This is a genomic window from Sphingobacterium sp. UBA1498 (genome assembly GCF_002325125.1).
In the GTDB taxonomy this organism is placed as follows: domain Bacteria; phylum Bacteroidota; class Bacteroidia; order Sphingobacteriales; family Sphingobacteriaceae; genus Sphingobacterium.
This window is the reverse complement of record NZ_DCRG01000001.1, coordinates 277,342-297,986: the sequence shown is the minus strand read 5'-3', so window position 1 is coordinate 297,986 and position 20,645 is coordinate 277,342. Positions and strand designations below refer to the sequence as shown.

The 20,645-nt window shown below is 38.3% G+C and carries 22 protein-coding genes and 1 riboswitch; of the genes, 7 read left to right on the top strand and 15 right to left on the bottom strand.

All coding sequences use genetic code 11. The features are described 5' to 3' along the window. The first annotated feature begins 6 nt into the window (after positions 1-6). The 3 genes from B3139_RS01245 (at position 7) to mgtE (ending at position 2,466) form a co-directional block, all read left to right on the top strand. The gene (locus B3139_RS01245) at positions 7-183 is read left to right on the top strand and encodes a ribbon-helix-helix domain-containing protein (protein WP_153848792.1); all 177 of its coding nucleotides are present in this window, start codon (positions 7-9) and stop codon (positions 181-183) included. A gap of 87 nt (positions 184-270) precedes the next feature. Then, the gene (gene pepE / locus B3139_RS01240; protein WP_293879426.1) at positions 271-981 is read left to right on the top strand and encodes a dipeptidase PepE; all 711 of its coding nucleotides are present in this window, start codon (positions 271-273) and stop codon (positions 979-981) included. A 168-nt stretch (positions 982-1,149) separates the two neighbouring features. Further along, complete coding sequence (mgtE, locus tag B3139_RS01235) at positions 1,150-2,466, top strand: magnesium transporter (protein WP_293879425.1); 1,317 nt, start codon at positions 1,150-1,152, stop codon at positions 2,464-2,466. A 219-nt stretch (positions 2,467-2,685) separates the two neighbouring features. On the opposite strand, the gene B3139_RS01230 is transcribed toward mgtE, so the two are convergent. The 6 genes from B3139_RS01230 to ubiE form a co-directional block, all read right to left on the bottom strand. Next, positions 2,686-3,924 (bottom strand): chloride channel protein, encoded by a 1,239-nt coding sequence (locus B3139_RS01230; protein ID WP_293879424.1) that lies wholly within the window; start codon positions 3,922-3,924, stop codon positions 2,686-2,688. Between the two features lie 36 nt (positions 3,925-3,960). Further along, a riboswitch (Fluoride riboswitch) is annotated at positions 3,961-4,023 on the bottom strand. Between the two features lie 6 nt (positions 4,024-4,029). After that, on the bottom strand, positions 4,030-4,404 hold the full coding sequence (locus B3139_RS01225) for a DUF423 domain-containing protein (RefSeq protein WP_293879423.1): 375 nt from the start codon (positions 4,402-4,404) through the stop codon (positions 4,030-4,032). Between the two features lie 11 nt (positions 4,405-4,415). Continuing rightward, a complete protein-coding gene (locus B3139_RS01220; RefSeq protein ID WP_293879422.1) occupies positions 4,416-4,868 on the bottom strand; it encodes a GNAT family N-acetyltransferase in 453 nt (150 codons plus the stop codon). A gap of 86 nt (positions 4,869-4,954) precedes the next feature. Beyond that, positions 4,955-5,404 (bottom strand): GatB/YqeY domain-containing protein, encoded by a 450-nt coding sequence (locus B3139_RS01215; RefSeq protein ID WP_293879421.1) that lies wholly within the window; start codon positions 5,402-5,404, stop codon positions 4,955-4,957. Positions 5,405-5,414: 10 nt separating this feature from the next. Beyond that, positions 5,415-6,176, bottom strand: coding sequence for an SDR family oxidoreductase (locus B3139_RS01210; RefSeq protein WP_209574589.1), 762 nt, complete (start codon positions 6,174-6,176; stop codon positions 5,415-5,417). Positions 6,177-6,240: 64 nt separating this feature from the next. Continuing rightward, entirely contained in the window at positions 6,241-6,981 is a 741-nt protein-coding gene (gene ubiE / locus B3139_RS01205) for a bifunctional demethylmenaquinone methyltransferase/2-methoxy-6-polyprenyl-1,4-benzoquinol methylase UbiE (protein ID WP_293879420.1), read from the bottom strand. A 383-nt stretch (positions 6,982-7,364) separates the two neighbouring features. Here ubiE and dnaB point away from each other — a divergent pair, with 383 nt between their 5' ends. Next, positions 7,365-8,975 (top strand): replicative DNA helicase, encoded by a 1,611-nt coding sequence (gene dnaB, locus B3139_RS01200; RefSeq protein ID WP_370877891.1) that lies wholly within the window; start codon positions 7,365-7,367, stop codon positions 8,973-8,975. Between the two features lie 401 nt (positions 8,976-9,376). After that, positions 9,377-9,850, top strand: coding sequence for a 23S rRNA (pseudouridine(1915)-N(3))-methyltransferase RlmH (gene rlmH / locus B3139_RS01195; RefSeq protein ID WP_293879419.1), 474 nt, complete (start codon positions 9,377-9,379; stop codon positions 9,848-9,850). Between the two features lie 596 nt (positions 9,851-10,446). Here the strand turns inward: rlmH and B3139_RS01190 are convergent. The 4 genes from B3139_RS01190 to B3139_RS01175 all read right to left on the bottom strand — a co-directional run bounded on the left by B3139_RS01190 (position 10,447) and on the right by B3139_RS01175 (position 14,486). Then, complete coding sequence (locus B3139_RS01190; protein WP_293879418.1) at positions 10,447-11,700, bottom strand: PQQ-dependent sugar dehydrogenase; 1,254 nt, start codon at positions 11,698-11,700, stop codon at positions 10,447-10,449. Positions 11,701-11,859: 159 nt separating this feature from the next. After that, the gene (locus B3139_RS01185) at positions 11,860-12,105 is read right to left on the bottom strand and encodes a hypothetical protein (RefSeq protein WP_293879417.1); all 246 of its coding nucleotides are present in this window, start codon (positions 12,103-12,105) and stop codon (positions 11,860-11,862) included. Between the two features lie 87 nt (positions 12,106-12,192). Further along, the gene (gene murI, locus B3139_RS01180) at positions 12,193-13,017 is read right to left on the bottom strand and encodes a glutamate racemase (RefSeq protein ID WP_293879415.1); all 825 of its coding nucleotides are present in this window, start codon (positions 13,015-13,017) and stop codon (positions 12,193-12,195) included. A 53-nt stretch (positions 13,018-13,070) separates the two neighbouring features. Next, on the bottom strand, positions 13,071-14,486 hold the full coding sequence (locus tag B3139_RS01175; protein ID WP_293879413.1) for a glycoside hydrolase family 125 protein: 1,416 nt from the start codon (positions 14,484-14,486) through the stop codon (positions 13,071-13,073). Positions 14,487-14,682: 196 nt separating this feature from the next. Here B3139_RS01175 and B3139_RS01170 point away from each other — a divergent pair, with 196 nt between their 5' ends. Next, complete coding sequence (locus B3139_RS01170) at positions 14,683-16,356, top strand: gliding motility protein RemB (protein ID WP_293879411.1); 1,674 nt, start codon at positions 14,683-14,685, stop codon at positions 16,354-16,356. A gap of 13 nt (positions 16,357-16,369) precedes the next feature. Beyond that, entirely contained in the window at positions 16,370-16,789 is a 420-nt protein-coding gene (aroQ, locus tag B3139_RS01165) for a type II 3-dehydroquinate dehydratase (protein WP_209574570.1), read from the top strand. 46 nt (positions 16,790-16,835) lie between these two features. Here aroQ and B3139_RS01160 read toward each other — a convergent pair whose 3' ends face one another. Genes B3139_RS01160 through B3139_RS01140 form a run of 5 tightly spaced genes read right to left on the bottom strand, consistent with a single transcriptional unit; the run spans position 16,836 to position 20,537 of the window. Then, complete coding sequence (locus B3139_RS01160; protein ID WP_209574568.1) at positions 16,836-17,810, bottom strand: bifunctional riboflavin kinase/FAD synthetase; 975 nt, start codon at positions 17,808-17,810, stop codon at positions 16,836-16,838. Positions 17,811-17,865: 55 nt separating this feature from the next. After that, a complete protein-coding gene (gene truB, locus B3139_RS01155; RefSeq protein ID WP_293879408.1) occupies positions 17,866-18,588 on the bottom strand; it encodes a tRNA pseudouridine(55) synthase TruB in 723 nt (240 codons plus the stop codon). 9 nt (positions 18,589-18,597) lie between these two features. Continuing rightward, positions 18,598-19,392 carry an undecaprenyl-diphosphate phosphatase gene (locus tag B3139_RS01150; RefSeq protein ID WP_209574564.1) on the bottom strand — a complete coding sequence of 265 codons (795 nt, stop codon included), beginning with the start codon at positions 19,390-19,392 and terminating at the stop codon, positions 18,598-18,600. A 22-nt stretch (positions 19,393-19,414) separates the two neighbouring features. Next, positions 19,415-19,654, bottom strand: coding sequence for a DUF3098 domain-containing protein (locus B3139_RS01145; protein WP_209574562.1), 240 nt, complete (start codon positions 19,652-19,654; stop codon positions 19,415-19,417). Between the two features lie 4 nt (positions 19,655-19,658). Then, complete coding sequence (locus B3139_RS01140) at positions 19,659-20,537, bottom strand: cell division protein FtsX (RefSeq protein WP_209574560.1); 879 nt, start codon at positions 20,535-20,537, stop codon at positions 19,659-19,661. Positions 20,538-20,645 lie beyond the last annotated feature (108 nt).

Below are 20,645 nucleotides of genomic sequence, written 5' to 3'. Positions count from 1 at the left end.
AATAGAATGGCGGATAAGAAAAACTTTATGCTGCGCTTAGACGATCAAATGTACAAAGCATTAGAAAAATGGGCGGCGGATGAGTTTAGAAGTGTGAATGGGCAGATAGAATATCTTTTACATAAAGCGCTACAAGAAAATAAAAGATTGGGTGCAGAAAAAAAGACTGCTGATAAGAAATAGGATACAATAAGCAACGAAAACTGTACCTTTGGCTTCGCATTTGACAAAGCTAAAGGTACTTTTTGTTTAATGTTTTAACGAAAGAAGATGAAGATTAATCCAGCATATAAGTTATTGGTCGTAAGCACAAGTACAATTTATGGTAGTGAGTTTTTAGAATATATTAAGCACGACTTTGTCGAATTTATTCAGTCAGACGAATTATTGTTTATCCCTTTTGCGAGACCTTCGGGCATCTCATTGGATGCCTATACGGCTAAAGTTCAAGAAGCCTTAACAGATAGGGGGGTAAACGTCACGGGATTGCACCAGTTCGCGAATATGAAGAAAGCAATTCAAGATGCAAAGGCTATTTTTATTGGCGGCGGGAATACATTTTTACTATTAAAAACCCTTTATGAACTGGATTTAGTCCAGCAATTGCGTGTAAAAGTAGCAAAGGGAATTCCATATGTTGGCACATCAGCGGGTTCCAATTTAACAGGGCTGACTATTGGAACTACAAATGACATGCCTATTGTTTATCCGCCCAGCTTTGATGCGCTTGGTTTTTTACCATTTAATATCAATCCACATTATTTGGATCCAGATCCAAAGTCCACACATCGAGGGGAAACGAGAGAAATGCGAATTAAGGAATTTCATCAGCTGAATACGCAGCCCGTCATTGGTTTACGTGAAGGTAGCTGGTTGCATGTAAATAATGGAAAAATACAGCTGCAAGGTAATTTGGCTGCGTTGCTTTTTAGGCCTGGCCTAGAGCCAGTGGAGCTGGCGCCTGGATTAATTAATTTTTAAGCTATTGTAAAATCTATAGCGCTATTAAACCAAATACATCCGTCCACGCAGTATTAGGGGATTTAAGGCTTTATTAGCCCCAATTATCCTTAGAAAAATAGTGTTTCTATTTGTTGGAAATAATACAAAATAAGCTACTTTTGCCCTAAATCCATTAATTATCTTCCAATGGAACAAAATTCAGCATTACACCCAGCCGATATCGCGGAAGAAATCTCGCGTTTAAGCAAAGGCGAACAACATCAGCAATTTATAAATTATCCTTTGGAGGATAGGTTGGAAATCTTTTGTTTTCTTGAATTGGATGTTCAATACACATTGATCAAATCAATGACGGAACATGAACTCTCCGAATTGCTGAATAATTTAAAACCAGATACCCGTAATGACCTATTGTCGGAACTGCCTGATGATTTAATTAAATACCTGATCAATCTTTTAAATGAGCGCGAAAAGCAAATGGCCTTAGAGCTGATTGGTTATAAGGAGGATAGTATCGCCCGTCTAATGACGCCAATGTATGTGCAAGTTCGCCCTTATTATACAGTTGACGACGTCTTTCGACATATTAAGGTGTTTGGAAAAAAGGCTGAAACGCTCAATTTTATTTATGTTGTTGATGAGAAAAACGTGTTGATCGATGATTTGAAAATTGGTCAATTACTGCTATCAGATTCTTCGACAAAGATTTCTGATTTAATTGACTATAATTTTGCAGCGATTAAAGCTTCAACACCAATGGAGGAAGCTTTCGAGATTTTTCAAAAATATGACCGAAGCGCTTTGCCTATCATCACAGAAGCTGGCGTATTAGTCGGAATTGTCACATTCGATGATGTGCTAGACCGAATTGAAGATCGAGACACAGAAGATATACAGCGATTTGGAGGAATGGAAGAACTAGATCTGGCGTATACCAAAACCCCTTTATTACAATTGATTCAAAAAAGAGCCGGCTGGTTGATCATCTTATTTTTTAGTGAGATGCTTACAGCCTCAGCAATGGGTTTTTTTGAAGGGGAATTGGAAAAGGCCGTTGTGCTAGCGCTATTTGTTCCCTTAATTATATCCAGTGGTGGTAATTCCGGATCGCAGGCCGCATCGTTAATTATCCGTGCAATGGCGCTAGGAGAATTAAAGCTTAAGGATTGGTGGTACGTGATGAAGCGCGAAGTCTCGTCAGGTTTGATTCTAGGGGGGATATTGGGGACGATCGGTTTTCTACGGATATTGGCCTGGCATTTTCTAGGTCTGTATGATTATGGTCCCTATTGGATTGCCATTGGTTTTACGGTAGCAGTTTCCCTATTGTTTATCGTTCTATGGGGAACGCTGTCAGGTTCGTTTATTCCATTTATTTTACGTCGGTTCGGATTGGACCCTGCTACAGCGTCGGCACCATTTGTTGCTACCCTGGTGGACGTTTCGGGATTGATCATATATTTTACTGTCGCTGCTTTCTTTTTGCAGGGAAAGTTATTATAGCTCGATGCTAAAGTCAACCATGAAGAGCCTAAATCATACCGCTTACTTTAGGCTCTTTTTACCGAATAATTTCTTTTTCTGTTAGTGAACTTCCTCCACTAAACCATTTATTTATGCCTGCTTTAAAAAGGGCGTTTGTTGAAAGATGCGTTTGTAGTTAAGGCGGTTGCTATTGACTATCGTTATTAAATGTATAGCGCTCGAAAGCACAGATCCTGTTTATAAATTGAGTCTTCGGTAGATTCTTTCCTTTAAACCGCCTTTTTGCGCAATATAAATTCCTTTTTTTCCTGAAAATATAAAAGCGACTATACATGCTATTGCTATAAATGAAATAGGTTGAATCCCAAATAGTTCATAGCCCATGACAATACAGGCGAGGGGCGTATTTGTAGCACCTGAAAATACAGCAACGAATCCCATCGCAGCCAAGAGGGCGACTGGAAGCGGAATAATCATGCTTAATGCGCTTCCTAAAGTTGCTCCGATAAAGAAAAGTGGCGTGACTTCTCCACCTTTAAAGCCAGCAGAAAGGGTGAAAGTTGTTAAAAGCAATTTGATGATAAAATCATAATAGTTCGACTGATTTACAAATGCATTCTGAATTGTTGGAATACCAAGTCCAATATAGCTGTTGATGTGAAATAAAGTAATAATGATTACCAAAATAATACCACCTAACGCCGGTTTAAGCAGCGTGGATTTAATCCGTTTGAATTGCAGACTAAAGAAGTCACCACTCCATCTAAAAAGCCATGCAGTAATACCAAATAGGATGCCTGCGATAAGGCTAAATCCAATATTGGTCAAGGATAGTGCGGGAATAGCCCCATGAATTGGATAATGAGTGTGTGGGATATTCCACAATTGACAGCTGAAATTCGCTAAATAAGCGGTGAATAAACAGGGAAGAATACCAAAATGCCTTTTTTTTCCAATAAGTAAAACTTCCAGTCCAAATATCGTTCCGGCAAGGGGAGTGCCAAAGACAGCCGCAAAGCCAGCGGTGATTCCGATAGATATCAATATACGGCGTTCAGTTTTATCGAAGTCAAACCAGCGATTGAGCTGATCGGAAATCGCTCCTCCAATCTGTACAGCTGTTCCTTCACGGCCTGCCGAGCCGCCAAACAAGTGAGTCAACAAAGTGCCGAATAAAACTAAAGGGGCCATAATAAGGGGGATGCGGCGCTGAGGATGAAGGTATTCTTCAATGAGCAGGTTATTCCCTTTGCTTGATGTATTACCCCAATACGTATAGGATAACGCGATAACTAGTCCCGCTAAAGGAAGGCCATAAATTATCAAAGGATGAGCTTCTCGGTAATGCGTTACCCAATTGAGGGAAAAGAGAAAAAACGCACAAATAGATCCTACGATACAACCTATCACACTACAGGAGATAAGCCATTTAAGAAAAAAATGAAGATTGCTTTGATTTAAATGTATTATAGCCATCACTCTACACTTTATATAAAATTGTCTTTTTATATTAAAATAGTAGACGTCATCAGCTTCTTAAGGCGGTTCAGGGCAGACATCATTGCCATATGTAATTCAAATTTACAAAAAGCGAATGATAATAACAACCCAACCAGCGATCATAAGCAATCCGCCAAGTGGCGTAATCGGACCAAGAAACTTAAGATTCTTCCTCCAATACTCGGCGAACGATAAAAAATAGATACTTCCGGAAAATAAGATAGTTCCCAAAGTGAAGAGATAAAATGCAACTCTTTCAGATTGATATTCAAAGGAAAGATTAAATCCCAAAGCCAATAGGGTTAGCGCAGTATACATTTGATAGCGAACGCCTACTTCAAACGACTCGATCTTCTCAGCTGATAAGATTTTTTTGAATGCATGGGCTCCAAAAGCACCGAGGATAATAGCAATACCACCAAGTAGGGCGGCTGTGATAATAACAAAATTTTGCATGCCTAAATTCACTAAATTGAGGGTTTGATCATATCAATATGTAGAATTCCATAATCGGGGTAGGGGTCGGAAATTTGTTTAAATCCTAGCTTTTCATAAAAAGATTTTAAATGAAATTGCGCACCTATCTGTATCTCGCCTGCACCAAACTCTTCGTAGAGAATGGTAATCGACTGATTCATTAATTGTTGACTTAGTCCTGTTCCACGAGCCTGCTCTGCGACAATGACCCGTCCAATGGACGCTTGTGGGTAGGAAAGCCCGGGGGGAACCAATCTGGTGTATGCCATAATTTGATCATTTTGCTCCGTCCAAAGATGAAGACAAGCGAAATCTTTATCGTCCAATTCAGGGTATAAGCATTTTTGCTCCAAAACAAAAACATCCATTCGAAGCTTTAAGATGCGATACAATTCTTTCGTATTGAGTTGGTCAAATTTCTTGAGATTCCATTGAAAATCCATAATTGAAATAAAAAAAGAGTCAAATTAAATCGATATATCAGGGAAGACATACCCGATTTAATTTGACACTAGTGATTTGAAAACTTTTATGCGAGAAGACTTTTAACGACTTCAGAGATTGTTTTGCCATCAGCTTGTCCTGCAAGCTTTTGATTTGTTGCTGCCATTACTTTACCCATATCTTTAATGGAAGAAGCCCCTGTTTCAGCGATAATTGCTTTGACGACGGTCTCAACTTCTTCTTTACTTAATTGTTTGGGTAGGTAAGTCTCAATTACTTTTTCTTCCTCGACTTCAATTTCATACAGATCTTCACGGTTTTGCGTCTTATAAATTTCAGCAGATTCGCGACGTTGTTTGACAAGTTTTTGTAACACTTTAATCTCCGCCTCCTGGCTAAGATCTTCTGCATGACCTTTTTCTGTTTTCGCTAAGAGAATTGCTGCTTTAATTGCTCGTAAACCACGTAATTTTGCCGTGTCTTTTGCGATCATTGCTGCCTTAATGTCTTGATTTATTTGTATTTCTAATGACATGATATTTAATTTATTTTCGATTGACAATGGTGCCCGTAGCTTGTGCAGTAGGCATTATTAATAGATCGTTGATATTGACATGCGCAGGTCTAGTAATGACAAAAAGGATGGTTTCGGCAATGTCTTTTCCTGTTAGGGGTTGCACACCATTATACACATTTTTAGCTTTTTCGCGATCTCCGTGGAAACGAACTTCTGAAAACTCCGTCTCGACCATTCCAGGGTCGATGGACGTTACTTTAATTCCTTGAGGCAGCAAGTCAATGCGCATGGCTTTGGTCAACGCATCAACAGCATGTTTAGTGGCGCAGTATACATTTCCATTCGGATAAACTTCTTTTCCTGCAATAGATCCCAAATTGACAATATGAGCACCGTTTCCAGCATCCATAAGTGGTATTACAGATTTACTCACATAGAGTAAGCCTTTTATATTCGTATCAATCATTCTATCCCAATCTCCGATATCTCCATTTTGAATCGGATCCAATCCTTGGCTCAAACCCGCATTGTTGATTAGAATATTTATATTTTTCCACGCTGAAGGTAGACCATCAATTTGATGGGCAACCTGCTCTGCATCTCGAACATCAAGTTCAAAAATATGGATTTGAATTGTCGGGTAGGCAGCAAGAAGAGTATCTTTTAATTTTTCTAAACGATTTAGCCTACGGGCGCAGAGTAAAAGATTGTAGCCCTCTTTCGCTAGTAGCTCAGCGCAGGCCTGACCGATTCCAGAACTTGCTCCTGTGATAAAAACTGTTTTAGTCATATATTCTCACTCTTTGATAATAAAATGTAATTAGATCAACTCAAACAATAGTAGCAGCATTGCGCTATTTTGTAGCAATGTAAATCGTACAGATACCGAATGTTTGCGGTCTAACAATAGTTTCATTGAAACCTGCCTTTTTGTTGATAGCAACGAATTTTTGTCCATCCGGAAATTGAGCAACAGATTCTGGTAGGTATTCATACGCGCTGGAATCTTTTGAAAAAAATTTTCCAATGGTCGGCGTGATAAACTTGAAATAAAAATTGTAGAGTTGCTTAATGGGGAATTTTTTAGGATTTGAAAATTCTAAAATGACAGCCTTTCCACCTGGTTTTAATACGCGGTAAATATCTGACAGCCCCTTTTCTAAATTTTCAAAGTTTCGGACTCCGAAAGCTACTGTGACAGCGTCGAACGTGTTATCTTCAAACTGAAGCCTCTCAGAATCACCTAGTGCAACTTCAAATTGATTGCCCAAGCCCTTACTGGTTATCTTCTTCTTAGCCACCTCAAGCATTCCTTGGGATATATCAACTCCGATAATCTTTTTTGGATTCAAGATTTTAATTGATTCCAATGCAAAATCACCGGTTCCTGTCGCTACATCCAACATCAGTTGCGGTTTTATGGATTTCAAAGCGTTGATGGCTTTTTTGCGCCAGATAATGTCGATTCCCAAAGACAGGAAATGGTTTAAGAAATCATAGGAATGGGAAATGTTATCAAACATATCTGCTACCTGTTTTTTCTTCCCATCCTTGGTGTCTTTATAGGGTTTTAATGTTGAGGAGTCGTGCGTCATTTTACAAAGATACGATATATGAATATTTTTTAGTGCTTAAAAAGGGATTTGTTTTATGCAAAAGTGAGTTTGTTTCGATGATAGTGGCAGCTATTGATTTATTCAGTATCATTTTGCTTATTCACAATAACTTAAGTTATTAACATTTATTAATGTACTGGTTTTTAGTGTTATTTTTTTGTTTTCAACATTTTTTCAACAGTACATGTTGAAAACTGTCGGTATAAAACTGTGTTCTTCAAAGCTTTTTGAGGTTTAGATGCTGTTCTTTAAATTTTGCTGTGTGTAACTATGCATGGTGGTGAATTTTATTTTTTATACATTTGTTATCCTATCTAGAATTTGTAAGGATAGCAAAGCTATATTTCTGATATAATATCATGATGAACGACAGTAATTTTGAAGCGAATAATACGGATAATAACAAACGGGGAAGTTATGGTGAGCGCCGTACCAAATTAAATAATTTGGTGAGCGGTTTGGGCAAACTTCCGCCGCAGGCAGTAGATTTAGAGGAGGCTGTTTTGGGTGCTTTAATGCTTGAAAAGAATGCGCTGAGTGAGATTATCGATATTCTGAAACCGGAATCGTTCTATAAGGAATCACATCAAAAGATCTTTGAAGCGATTTTTGGTCTTTTTCAAAAAACTTCCCCAATTGATATTTTAACCGTTACTTCTGAACTTAGACGGATGGGCGCCCTTGAGATGGTCGGTGGTGCTTATTACATTACACAGTTGACGGATCGAGTCGTATCGGCTGCTAATATTGAATATCACGCACGTATCATTTCTCAAAAATATATTCAACGCGAACTTATTAAAGTTTCGACCGAAATTATTAATAGTTCATATGATGAGACCTCAGATATTTTCGATCTTTTAGATCATGCTGAGAAAAGCTTATTTGATATCGCGCAGAATAACCTACGACGAGATTCGAGAAAGATGGATGATATTATGCGTGAAGCGATTTCAAATCTTGAAATGCTTCGAGATCGTACTGATGGTCTGACGGGTGTACCTTCAGGCCTAACTGCATTGGATCGAATGACCTCAGGGTGGCAACCTTCTGATCTTGTAATTATTGCGGCACGTCCAGCCATGGGAAAGACGGCATTCGTACTTTCCGTTGCACGTAACGCCGCTGTGGAGCACGGCAAAGCAGTTGCTGTATTCTCGTTGGAGATGTCATCGGTTCAGCTAGTCAATCGTCTTATCGCCGGTGAAACCGAAATTGAGCAAGAAAAATTGAAAAAAGGAAATCTAGCTGATCATGAATGGCAACAATTACATTCGCGAATCGGACGGTTGACTGATGCGCCTATTATTATTGATGATACTCCGGCATTGAATGTGTTTGAATTTAGAGCAAAATGTAGGCGTCTAAAAGCACAATACGACATTCAAATGGTGATTGTCGATTACTTGCAGTTGATGCACGGAAAAGCTGAAGGTAAAGGTGGTGGTAACCGTGAACAAGAGATTGGTAGTATTTCTCGTGCGTTGAAGTCTGTTGCAAAAGAATTAAATATTCCTGTGCTTGCATTGTCGCAATTGAGTCGTGCGGTGGAATCAAGGCCAGGTAATAGCAAACGTCCTATGTTATCCGATTTAAGGGAGTCTGGATCTATTGAGCAGGATGCGGATATGGTACTTTTCTTATATAGACCAGAATATTACGGCTTAACAGAAGATGAAGAAGGGCGTCCTACCGCTGGTGTCGGCGAAGTTATTATCGCCAAGCATCGTAATGGTGAGACCGGAATTGTTCCACTTCGTTTTGTCGGTAAATTTGTAAAGTTTGTGGATTTAGAAGATGAGTTTTCTGGTATGGGTGGGGGCGATGGATTCGGTGATGCACCTGCTACATTTTCTGCTTCGGCATTGAACCCATCACCAAACTTTGCTGATGATTTTAGTGCTGGAGGTTTCAGTGGCGGTATTACCATGCCATCTCGAATGAATGATATGCCCGATGATGCACCATTTTAGTGATTAATTTTACATATGTATTCCTAATAATAAAAAACCGAATGATTTAAATTCGGTTTTTTCGTTTAAAACGGTCATGCGCCTTATACTGCTTATGTGGGGGGAGGCTTGTTATCGAGGTAGGGTATGAGTATCCGTCAATTGTCTGTATATGCTGTGGTTTATTTGATACACTTGTTAAATGCAGAATAGATGAAAAGTGAATGAAGATAGGAACAATCGGAGTGAACAATTCTTGCCTTTTTGATTGGCTTTATTTTAAATAAATTAGAACTTTACTTAATTTGTACACATACCCAATTTATTAAGATTTTAGGGCTTGGCTAAATGTTGTGATCCGATTTAAAAGTGTCGGAAACAAGACAAGCGCTATTTTATTGCAACACTTATAAAATGTCTAGATGAAGATAACATTACTTTGCATAGGTAAGACGGATGAAAAATACCTGCTTGAGGGAATTGAAAAATACACTAAGCGATTAAAGTTTTATGTCAACTTTAGTATTGTTGTTCTTCCCGATATCAAAAATGTTAAGAGTCTTTCTGCTGAACAGCAGAAAGACAAGGAAGCCCTTTTGATTTTAAAGCAACTGCAGCCCCAGGATTTTGTTGCTCTGTTGGATGAACATGGAAAAGAATTTAGGTCCTTAGAGTTTTCTGCTTATCTGGAGAAGATGATGATACAAAGTGTCCAACATCTGGTGTTTGTCATTGGAGGGCCTTATGGTTTCGATCAAAAAATTTATGATCGAGCGAAGTCAAAAATCTCGCTATCCAAAATGACATTTTCCCACCAAATGATAAGATTGTTTTTTACAGAGCAGCTATATCGAGCTTTTTCCATCATGAAGGGCGAGCCTTATCATCACGAATAATATGGAAAAAAGTTGTTAACTTCATCATGAATAAAAACAAGCTTATGAATTTGCCAAATAAACGAGATTATCACTATAAAAGTGACGAAGGAGAGAAAAATAGCCAATTGAATAAATACATTATGATTGCTTGTATCATTATAGTAATCATATTGGCATTTTTTTTCGCATAGGTTGATACCTCGCCATACGGATGTTAGTAAAAGAAATAAATCTCTTACTTAATATCCGTATGGAGGATATCAGCAGATGATTTTAATAAAATTTAATTGAAGTATTTAAGCTAGAACGCTTAAATTTTTGGAGAAGGTTGGCAGGTTTTGCGCGTTCTTTTTGGCGTAGTGTTGTTTACGAATCCCCAATTAGTCATGTAGAACGACAAGGGATTGATCTCTAATAATTTTTTCATTTTTTCTTTTTTAACCATATAATAATTTATTGATACACTATGTATAATATCAATAATCGAGCCAAATTCTATTATTTGCCATTTTTGGCTAAATAACTACCTCTCTACTGCGGCTATTTGTGAATATAATTCAAGTCTAATTGAAAAAAGCAGCCCCGTGGGAAAGGGCTGCTTTAGATTAGTGCATTTATTTTTTATCAATTTTATATAATTTTCCGAGGTCTGTTATAGCATACAAAGCACCATCTTGACCCTGTGTAATATCTCTAAATCGCTGTCCTTCATTACCTAATAGACGCTCTTCCCCAACCACCTTGTTATCCTTTAGTATAATTCTAGCAATATGCATGCTGCTTAGTCCGCAAATGAAGAGATTATTCTTCCATTCTGGAATGTTTTGCCCAGTATAGAAAGTAATTCCACTCGGAGAGAGGACAGGATCCCAGTAATAAACGGGTTGTTCTAATCCATCTTTTTGCTGTATACCCTCACCAACTTTATCCCCTTTATATTCTATGCCATACGTAATCGTTGGCCAGCCATAATTCTTACCAGATTCAATTCTATTCAATTCATCACCTCCACGTGGACCAAATTCCGTTTCCCAAAGATCGCCAGTTTCTGGATGTAAGGCGAGTCCCTGAGGATTGCGATGCCCATAGCTGAGAATTTCAGGACGTGCATTCGATTTGCCCAAAAATGGGTTCCCTTGGGCAGGTTTTCCATCGGTGGTAATACGTAAAATCTTTCCTAATGCTGCATTTAAATCTTGCGCCAGAGGTCTTGTAACCAAATCAGACCTCTCGCCTGTGCTGACAATAATATTTCCATGTTTGTCAAATATAATGCGTCCGCCATAATGCAAGTTGCCTTTGTGAGCAGGAGTGGCTTGATAGATCACCTTAGCACCTTCTATGGATTTTTCGTCGGCCGATAGTTTTCCCTTTGCAACAGCAGTTAATGTTCCGGCGGCTGTATTATCGGAAAAAACCCAATATACCATACGGTTTGACTCGAAATTTGGATCAAGTCGTACCCCCAAAAGTCCTCCTTGCCCACTGCTATTGACCTGAGGTAAACCCTTGATTGGTTCACTTAATTTCCCTTCTGCTGTTACAATTCGGAAATCGCCCTCTTTCTCTGATATCAATAATCGGCCATCAGGCATTGCGGTGATGCCCCAAGGTGATTTTAATCCCTCTGCAATCACTTTACCGTCATAAGGTGTGGTGGTTTTTGCACCCTGAATTCTAGTTTGTCCTGCAAATGCCGGTTTATAATTTGTGTTTCCCTTTTGAGTTTCTACAGCAGGATAGCTTGTTGTATCCATCGGAGCATTCGCACTACTATCCGAACCTGAGGTCGAATTGGCAGGGCTTGAATGGCATGCCGTCAATCCTAATGATACTGTTAAAAGGCTTATAGTCAATTTGGTTTTCATTATCTGTAAGTTGTTTTGGTTTGATTATCGATTTGAAGATATTAAAAATTAACGAAATATTATTTTACGGGAATGTAATATTATAAATAGGATTACAGCCTATCCCAATGAAGACAGATAGATCGATCCTTTAACAGATGATTACAACTCGTCAAGACACTATTTTCCCGAAAGGCAACTGTTTACAATCTGCTGTAGTTCACTATCCTTGTTGACGTAATAGTCACTAATATCCAGAATCGTATTGGTGTTTAAATTATACGTACATACAGGAAGGTAGTTGGGTTCTGCAGAGGTTTCCAACGTTTTAAAATACTCCGCACTTTCCTGAATACTTGAAAACTCTTTAGATTCGCAATGCTGTGTTTCCTGATTATATGCAATGGTTATAAAGTTCTTTTTCATATTATCCACCTTTTAACAGAATAACGAAAATTGCGAAGTAAAAGTTTTAGAAATTTTTCAATTTAAAAATTATTGCCTCCTATTTTATCAAACGGTGATATGGCTGGCATCTATTGACTGTCCAAAAAATATCTTTGCTTTGCTTTCAAAATCTAGCGGATCATCGGTCGTATAAAATGCCAATTGTTCCTTTTGGGAACAAATCGTCTCAATTTCTTCATGTCTATTAAGATAGTCTTTTAGGCTAGCCGCGACAATAGGGCCTTGAGAGATGATCTGTATATGGTTTGGTACATATTTCTTGATTACAGGCAATAATAGGGGGTAGTGCGTGCAGGCAAGCACTATGGTATCAATCTGAGCCGACTGATGTAAAAGTTCCCGTATATCCTTTTCGACAAAATAATGGGCGCCTTCGGTATTGATTTCATTGTTTTCCACTAGGGGCACCCAAAAAGGGCAGTCGTGCTGAAAAACCTCAATTTCAGGGTTAAATTTGTGAATTTCTATTTTATAGGATTCTGATTTTACTGTCCCTGTAGTGGCTAAAATACCAATTTTATTGGTTTTGGTAAAATTATGAACCATTTCGGTAGTGGGTCTAATTACTCCAAGTACTTTCTTTCCAATGGGAAGATCGTTTTGTTGAATGGTTCTTAATGCTTTAGCTGAAGCTGTGTTACATGCCAGTATAACAAGGTTACATCCGAGGTCAAATAGTTTAAAAACACATTGTTTGGTGTAATTATAAACAGTCTCAAACGAGCGTGTACCATAGGGAACACGGGCATTATCACCTAAATAGATATAATCGTATTGAGGCAAAAGGTGTTGAATTTCTTTGAAAACGGTGAGACCGCCATAACCAGAATCAAAAATGCCAATAGGACCGGGAGCTTTTAAATTATTCATAACATACTGTTATAAGTTCCTTCACTTATAACAGTATGTTACAAGATTCAGATTTATTGAAGCAAAGATGGTTTCTCTTTATATATTTTCCAAATTAATTCGCCAAATAATGTATTCGTCCAGGCAAACCAATGTCTTGTGAACTTTTTAGGATCGTCTTTATGGAAAGATTCGTGCATAAAGCCGGTTCCACCATGAGTATTTATCAAAGTCTTAATGCAGTTACGAATCTCCTCATCGTTCGTCGAGGTCTGTGCCCGCATGATAATGGACATCGGCCAGATCATATCTCTGCCTATGTGAGGACCACCAATACCTTCCGCTGCGGTTCCTTTGAAAAAGAATGGATTTTTATCGGACAGCACAAAGTTACGGGTACGTTGATAAACTTCATTATTAATATCGACAGCTCCTAAGTATGGTAAGGCCAGTAAGCTGGGTATATTGGCATCATCCATCATCAGATGACTCGAAAACCCGTCCACTTCGAAGGCATATATACGACCTAGTGTTGGATGATCGATGATGCCGTACTTATTTACTGCTGCTTCTACCTCGTTTGCAAGTGCTTCCATTTTATCGGCGAGTGCCTGTTCATTTTTGACTTTTTTCAATATCTCTGCAGATTGCCTAAGACTCACAATTGCAAACAAATTGGAGGGAATCAAAAAGGAGAAAATGGTAGAATCGTCTGAAGGTCGAAAACTAGAACAGATCAATCCAACTGGATTCACAGGATACCCATAACCATCAACCTGCAATGTATCTGATCCTCTTGAAGTAGTGCGCTCAAATTTATAAGGACCGAGACTGTCTTTTCGTTGTTGCTCAACGAAAGTTTGATATATTTTATGTTGGGCGTCCAGCCATTCCTCATTAAATGGACTACTGTCTTTGGTTTCTTTCCAGTAATGATAGGCTAATCGAATTGGATAACACAACGAATCGATTTCCCATTTCCGTTCATGAATCCCAGGTTTCATGTCGGTATGATCGCTAAACCATTCGCCCTTTTTGGTTGGATCATTATAAAATGCATTGGCGTAGGGGTCAATATTGATGCATTTACTCTGCTTTTGGATTAGTCCAACAATCAGATCCTGTAATTTTTTATCCTTTTTCATAAAGGGAAGATAGGGCCATACTTGCGCACTGCTATCACGTAACCACATGGCGTCTATATCTCCTGTAATGACGTACGTGTAGTTTCTTCCGTTTTGTACATAAGGGAAAACTGTGGTGTCAAGGGTATTGGGAAAACAGTTATTAAATAACCACGACAGCTCCTTATTTTTAACATTTTTCTGAAATTCTACAATAGCATCCTCTATTACTTTACTCGAAAAAAGCCTCTTCTCTTTGACGGTACGCACTGTAGGAAAAGAATGTTCTTGAGCAAATGAAAATTTGCTGGTAAGTGCACCCGCGGTTAACAGGCTTGCGTTTTGGATAAATGTTCTGCGCTTCATGCTTATTAGGACTGTTTATTTATGATATAAGGTTATTTACTAACATGCAAGATATAAATATTTTTGAATAAAAGGAATAGCAAATACGATTTAGCATTTTAAAATTGACCAAAGATGTGAATTAAGTCATTTTTATTCGGTTAATTTGCGTTTAGGAATGCATTTTGCTATAAAAAACAATCTTTTAAAAAATTTTATGAGGCTTAATATAACAAAAAACAATAATTTACTTCGATTGACGTTGGCAAGCATTGGAGTAGGCGTTTCCTTAGGAGCTGTTGCCCAAATTAAGAACCAGCCTTATTCGTATCATTTTTATCAGAAAATGAACGATGCAGTTTATTCTACGGAAACCAGGATCCATACTTCTGCTAAACCCTTCGTCATTAAAGACTCTTTATTGTTAGCCAAGTTTGATTCAATTCAATCCAACAAACCCGTGTCTTCGTCCAACTGGTTTATGCGCAAGATTTTTAATGAACATCTTGTCCAAGTCGAGAAGGACGATTATACATTCTATGCTGATTTTTTACCAGATCTTTATATTGGAAAAGATATGCTAGGAGATAAACGGCGTACTTGGATGAATAGTAGAGGATTTCAGGTGGGTTTAAATGTTGGGAACAAATTTACTTTCAATACGTCAGCATTTGAAAGCCAGGCAGTTTTTCCTAAGTATCTGGATGACTACATTGTTGCGAATAAAGTTGTTCCTGGTCAAGGAAATACGAAATTTCAGTCTAAAAATAAAATGGACTGGATGTATGCGACAGCGAGCATGACTTATGATGCACATAAATATATCCAGGCCACTTTGGCTTACGACAAAAACTTTATTGGAGATGGTTATCGTTCGATGCTTTTGTCCGACTTTTCTTCCAACTATGCACATCTTAAATTAACCGGAACAATAGGAAATGTTCAATACACTTCAATTTGGGCCTATATGAACGATCCGACACACCCTAGACAAGATTTAACGGGCACATATCCTATGGAGGGGCAAAATAACACCCGCTTGGGAGATGGAAAGAAATGGGGGGCCTTTCAATATTTGGATTGGAATGTAACCAATAAATTATCTGTAGGTTTTTTCCAATCCGTTGTTTGGGCCGCGCAGGATGAAGGAGGAAGAAGAGGTTTTGATTTTAGTTATCTGAGTCCAGTTATCTTTATTCGTCCTGTCGAAAGTAATAATACGACTTCGCCGGATAAAATGTTTTTGGGCTTAACTTCCAAATATAAGCTTCCATATCGATTGACAGCATATGGCCAGTTCCTGTTAGGAGAGTTTACGGCGAAAGAATTTTTTGCAGGAAATGGATACGCACATAATAAATGGGGTGCACAGCTTGGCGTAAGAGGGTATGATATGTTTGGCGTAAAGAATTTAAACTTTCTAGCCGAATACAATACGGCTAGACCATATACCTACGCGCACTTTAAATCGTATTCAAACTATAGTAACAACGCCGAGCAATTGGCGCATCCAAAAGGGGCAAACTTTAGAGAGCTTGTTGGACTGGTTAATTACGCATGGGACAGATGGGACTTTTCATTGCAGGGAATGTTTACTCAAAATGGGCTGGATCTACCCGACGGAAGTAATATGGGGGGAAACATCTTTCAGTCCTATAATACAATACCAAACTTATATGGCAATCATATTGCACAAGGTATAAAGAATAATATCTATTATGCAGACGCTAAGGCAGCCTATGTACTTAATCCAAAGTATAATCTTCGTCTAGAACTCGGATACACCCAACGTTATGCAAAAGCGAAATACGAAACGCCTATCGTCAATAAATCTGGCGTGATCTCATTCGGCCTTCGCTCAAGTTTCCGGGCAATTTATAATGATTTATAACAATGATATTCCGATGAAAAAAATCCTTATACTGAATGGCCCAAATTTGAATTTATTGGGTGTAAGAGAAAAATCAATTTATGGTAGCCAGGATTTCCTTAGCTATTTTGAGGAGCTTAAACAGCAGTTTGAAAGTTTGCAACTACACTATTTTCAAAGCAACTCAGAAGGAGGCCTAATCGATAAGATCCACGAGGTTGGTTTCGAGTTTGATGGAATTGTATTGAATGCCGGAGCGTATACACATACTTCCGTTGCGATTGGTGATGCGATTGCAGCTATTACAACACCTGTTATAGAGGTCCATATCAGTAATGTCCACCAAAGAGAAGAATTCCGCCATCACTCATTTTTAGCGAAGAATTGTAAAGGTGTAATTTGTGGTTTTGGTTTGGACAGCTATCGATTAGGCATCGAAGCTCTTATCAAATAGAAAAGCGGGAATTCCCCGCTTTTCTATTTGATAATCATACGCTGTGCTAACCAATAAGACTTCGAATTTGGGCTTCGTCCGCTCTGATCTGCTCTTTCATTGCTTCTAAGGAGTCGAAACGTTCGTCATGACGGATAAAGTGAAGGAATTTTACGCGTAGTGTTTTACCGTAAATATCCTGATCGAAATCAAATAGGCTGATTTCGATAGCTCGGTTCATGCCATCCACGGTGGGTCTAGTTCCTATATAACCCATACCTTTGGCAATTGAAACAGGGCTTTCTTCCTTGTATTCACCAGTAGTAATGTTTTGGATGTGATTGTAGATATGTACCTCAACTGCATATATACCATAGGCTGGTATAAGTTTATGCGGTTCGTGAACCTGTAAGTTTGCCGTAGGAAATCCGATCGTACGTCCGATTTGGTCGCCTCTAATCACAGTGCCTGTCAATTCAAAAGGATAACCCAAATATAGATTTGCCGTTTTTATGTCACCCTTTATTAGTGCTTCGCGCACTCGTGTTGAAGATACGGCAATATCATTGATATCCTGCTCGGGGATTTCGTCGACACTGTAATCAAATATGGAAGCAAACTGTTCTAAATCACCCATACTACCCTTTCGATCCTTTCCGAAATGGTGATCGTAGCCTATCACAATTTTTTTGGTGCCGAGTTTTCCTACAAGAACATTACTAATATATTCTTCTGGAGTTTGATTGGAAAAATCACGGGAAAAGGGAATGATAATCAAATGGTCAATGCCAACTTTACTCAACTGACTGACCTTTTCTTCGATATCGTTGATTAAGCGTAAGCTATCATCATCTGGATTGATAATTAACCGAGGGTGTGGAAAAAAAGTAAGCAAAATTGTCTCCCCATTGATTTTATGAGCAGCTTCCTTTAAGTGGGCCAATATTTTTTGGTGGCCAATATGAACACCGTCAAAAGTGCCGATGGTTACAACTGCATTTTCAATAGGTGAGAAATCATCTAAACTTCTGTAGATTTTCATTTATAGGAGTTTTTGCAAAAATAAGATAAAGAATCAATAAAACGGTTTGGTAAAGTTATTTAATGATCTCTTTATGACGTTTTATTTCCGCGATAAGTTTTTCTAAATTCCAGGCATTTTCTACTGAATAATCCCCACTTTTGGTGCGCCTCAAAGAACTTAGATGTGATCCACTCTGTAAGGATTTTCCGAAGTCATAGGCCAGAGATCTAATGTATGTTCCCTTTGAACAGGATATGCGAAAATAAACGTTGGGGAGCTCGATCTTTTCAACAAGAAAGCTATTGATTCGAACTTGACGGGATTTTATTTCAACCTCTTCGCCACGGCGTGCCTTCTCATAGACACGTTCGCCATTGATTTTTATAGCCGAATGAGCAGGCGGAAATTGTTGAATTTCGCCTTCAAATGCTTTCGCAGCTTGCAGTATCATGTCATCTGTAATATGATCGATAGGAAATGTTTCGTTAATTTCTGTTTCCAGATCATAGGAAGGCGTTGTGGCACCCAAAGTAATGGTTCCAGTATATTCTTTGTCTTCGGCTTGGTAACTATCTAATTTCTTTGTGAATTTGCCTGTGCAGACGATAAGTAAACCGGTCGCAAGCGGATCTAAAGTTCCTGCGTGACCGACTTTTAATTTTAACGGCTTGATGGAGTTTCTGATTTTACCAACCACATCAAAACTAGTCCAAGTTAAAGGTTTATCAATCAACAACATTTCTCCTTCAGCAAAATGAAACTTCGCTGAGTTTTCACTAACCTCTATATTTTCCATCAAAAGATTTTAAATAATTTGTAAACTATGACCCGAAAGTAGGAGGGCAAGAATAATAACACCGACGATTATTCGATACCATCCAAATGCTTTAAAACCGTATTTAGTCAAGAAGCCGATAAAAGACTTAATCGCAACGATTGCGACAACGAAACCAATTAGATTACCTATAATAAGCAAATTAAGCTCTTCGCCATTAAACGTGTTCCCTTCTTTAAAGAACTTTAGTAGCTTTACAGCAGAAGCACCAAACATCATCGGCAAGGCAAGGAAGAAGGAAAATTCTGCAGCAGCTTTACGTGTCAGTTTTTGGGTCATACCACCGATAATTGTACTGGCAGATCTTGAAGTACCAGGGATTAACGCAAGGCATTGATATACACCAATCATAAAAGCTTGTTTGTACGAAACTTTGTCGGAATCTTCTACGGTTGGCTTGTTAAACCACCTATCGACAAAAAGTAACACTACGCCGCCCACGACCAACATGACCGCGACCATTAGCGGACTTTCCAATAGGGCGTCAATATAATCGTTGAAGAGCAAGCCCAACACTGATGCTGGAATAGCCGCAATGATCAATTTATAGTAAAATGAGAGCGATTTAAAAAAACGTTTGTAGTATAATACCAGAACGGACAATATCGTTCCCATCTGGATGACAATCGTAAATAACTTGACAAATGCCGAGGGTTGGATACCCATTAAGGCAGTGGCTATGATCATATGACCTGTCGAAGACACAGGCAAAAACTCCGTTAATCCTTCAATGATAGCAAGGATGATAGCTTCAATAATAGACATCTGTTAGAATTAAGATTATGCTTTAATTGGATTTGTTTTTGGGACGGTATAAAATTGCTGCAAAACCTATTGCAAAACCGAGAACAACAACAATCGGTGCCAAAGTAATCTTGGTAAAGCTATAGATATCGGTTTCACCGGACATCAATGTAAAGCCAATGATTACAACCAATACGCTAGCTATAAACAGTTGGTAATTTATTTTGGAGAATACAAACGAACCTTTATTGACTGATTCGGTAGATTTCTTTATTTGAGCCATTTTTTTATCTGTATAAATCGTTAGATTGTGCCTTTAAGTACTTTGTTACAGCGAAATAAGTGCTAAGTCCCGAAATGAGAATCCCAATGAGGATTACTCCTAAAAATATTACAGCAAATTCAAACCAATTGCGTAAAAATACCAGTTCGGGTATCTGCTGTTGCGCAAACTTCAAGGTTAAAATAAGCAGTAGAATCGCGATCAAGGAACCGAGTAAACCATGAATAATACCATAAGTTATAAATGGTTTACGGATAAAGTTTTTAGTAGCTCCGATGAGCTGCATACTTTTAATTAAGAAACGTTGCGAGTATATAGCAAGACGTATCGTGTTGTTAATTAAAGCTACGGCGATAATTAGCAGGATAACAGCAAATGCCAATACAATCATCCCTATGATCCGAACATTTTTGTTCACCATGTCAATCAGAGACTCCTGGTAAACCACTTCTTTAATTTTATTATTTTTAGAGATCTTCTCAATAAAAGTTTTAATACTATCTGTATTGGCATAATTCTCTTTCATATAAACATCCAAAGAAGGTAAAAGAGGGTTATGCCCCAGATACTGTACAAAATCTTCGCCAAGGTCTTCCTTTAGATTTTTTGCCGCTAACTCTTTACTGATATATTCGGTACGGAGCACATAGTTATCTTTTTCGAGGTCTTTTTGCAATGAAAGAACATCACCTTCGCTCGTGCCATCGTTCACGATGACATTTAAGACAATATTTTCCTTAACGTATTTCGAAAGATTTTTAGCATGCACCAAGAGTAATCCCAACATACCTGTTACCAATAACACCAGAGCGATGCTGATAACCGTAGATACATATACAGATTTTGTTTTTCTTTTTTGTGTGCTTAATTCGTATTCTGACATAATAAGCGAAAATTTATTTGCGAAAGTAACTATTTGAGTGGAAGATTTCGAATTAATCTTGTAATTACTTTGATAAAAATCAATCCGAACCTCGTTTTCTATCTATGT

What these genes read in the sequence shown, in the direction of transcription:
- B3139_RS01245 (WP_153848792.1), top strand. Translation starts at nt 7, where the DNA reads ATGGCGGATAAGAAAAACTTTATGCTGCGCTTAGACGATCAAATGTAC.
- pepE (WP_293879426.1), top strand. Translation starts at nt 271, where the DNA reads ATGAAGATTAATCCAGCATATAAGTTATTGGTCGTAAGCACAAGTACA.
- mgtE (WP_293879425.1), top strand. Translation starts at nt 1,150, where the DNA reads ATGGAACAAAATTCAGCATTACACCCAGCCGATATCGCGGAAGAAATC.
- B3139_RS01230 (WP_293879424.1), bottom strand. Translation starts at nt 3,924, where the DNA reads ATGGCTATAATACATTTAAATCAAAGCAATCTTCATTTTTTTCTTAAA.
- B3139_RS01225 (WP_293879423.1), bottom strand. Translation starts at nt 4,404, where the DNA reads ATGCAAAATTTTGTTATTATCACAGCCGCCCTACTTGGTGGTATTGCT.
- B3139_RS01220 (WP_293879422.1), bottom strand. Translation starts at nt 4,868, where the DNA reads ATGGATTTTCAATGGAATCTCAAGAAATTTGACCAACTCAATACGAAA.
- B3139_RS01215 (WP_293879421.1), bottom strand. Translation starts at nt 5,404, where the DNA reads ATGTCATTAGAAATACAAATAAATCAAGACATTAAGGCAGCAATGATC.
- B3139_RS01210 (WP_209574589.1), bottom strand. Translation starts at nt 6,176, where the DNA reads ATGACTAAAACAGTTTTTATCACAGGAGCAAGTTCTGGAATCGGTCAG.
- ubiE (WP_293879420.1), bottom strand. Translation starts at nt 6,981, where the DNA reads ATGACGCACGACTCCTCAACATTAAAACCCTATAAAGACACCAAGGAT.
- dnaB (WP_370877891.1), top strand. Translation starts at nt 7,365, where the DNA reads ATGAACGACAGTAATTTTGAAGCGAATAATACGGATAATAACAAACGG.
- rlmH (WP_293879419.1), top strand. Translation starts at nt 9,377, where the DNA reads ATGAAGATAACATTACTTTGCATAGGTAAGACGGATGAAAAATACCTG.
- B3139_RS01190 (WP_293879418.1), bottom strand. Translation starts at nt 11,700, where the DNA reads ATGAAAACCAAATTGACTATAAGCCTTTTAACAGTATCATTAGGATTG.
- B3139_RS01185 (WP_293879417.1), bottom strand. Translation starts at nt 12,105, where the DNA reads ATGAAAAAGAACTTTATAACCATTGCATATAATCAGGAAACACAGCAT.
- murI (WP_293879415.1), bottom strand. Translation starts at nt 13,017, where the DNA reads ATGAATAATTTAAAAGCTCCCGGTCCTATTGGCATTTTTGATTCTGGT.
- B3139_RS01175 (WP_293879413.1), bottom strand. Translation starts at nt 14,486, where the DNA reads ATGAAGCGCAGAACATTTATCCAAAACGCAAGCCTGTTAACCGCGGGT.
- B3139_RS01170 (WP_293879411.1), top strand. Translation starts at nt 14,683, where the DNA reads ATGAGGCTTAATATAACAAAAAACAATAATTTACTTCGATTGACGTTG.
- aroQ (WP_209574570.1), top strand. Translation starts at nt 16,370, where the DNA reads ATGAAAAAAATCCTTATACTGAATGGCCCAAATTTGAATTTATTGGGT.
- B3139_RS01160 (WP_209574568.1), bottom strand. Translation starts at nt 17,810, where the DNA reads ATGAAAATCTACAGAAGTTTAGATGATTTCTCACCTATTGAAAATGCA.
- truB (WP_293879408.1), bottom strand. Translation starts at nt 18,588, where the DNA reads ATGGAAAATATAGAGGTTAGTGAAAACTCAGCGAAGTTTCATTTTGCT.
- B3139_RS01150 (WP_209574564.1), bottom strand. Translation starts at nt 19,392, where the DNA reads ATGTCTATTATTGAAGCTATCATCCTTGCTATCATTGAAGGATTAACG.
- B3139_RS01145 (WP_209574562.1), bottom strand. Translation starts at nt 19,654, where the DNA reads ATGGCTCAAATAAAGAAATCTACCGAATCAGTCAATAAAGGTTCGTTT.
- B3139_RS01140 (WP_209574560.1), bottom strand. Translation starts at nt 20,537, where the DNA reads ATGTCAGAATACGAATTAAGCACACAAAAAAGAAAAACAAAATCTGTA.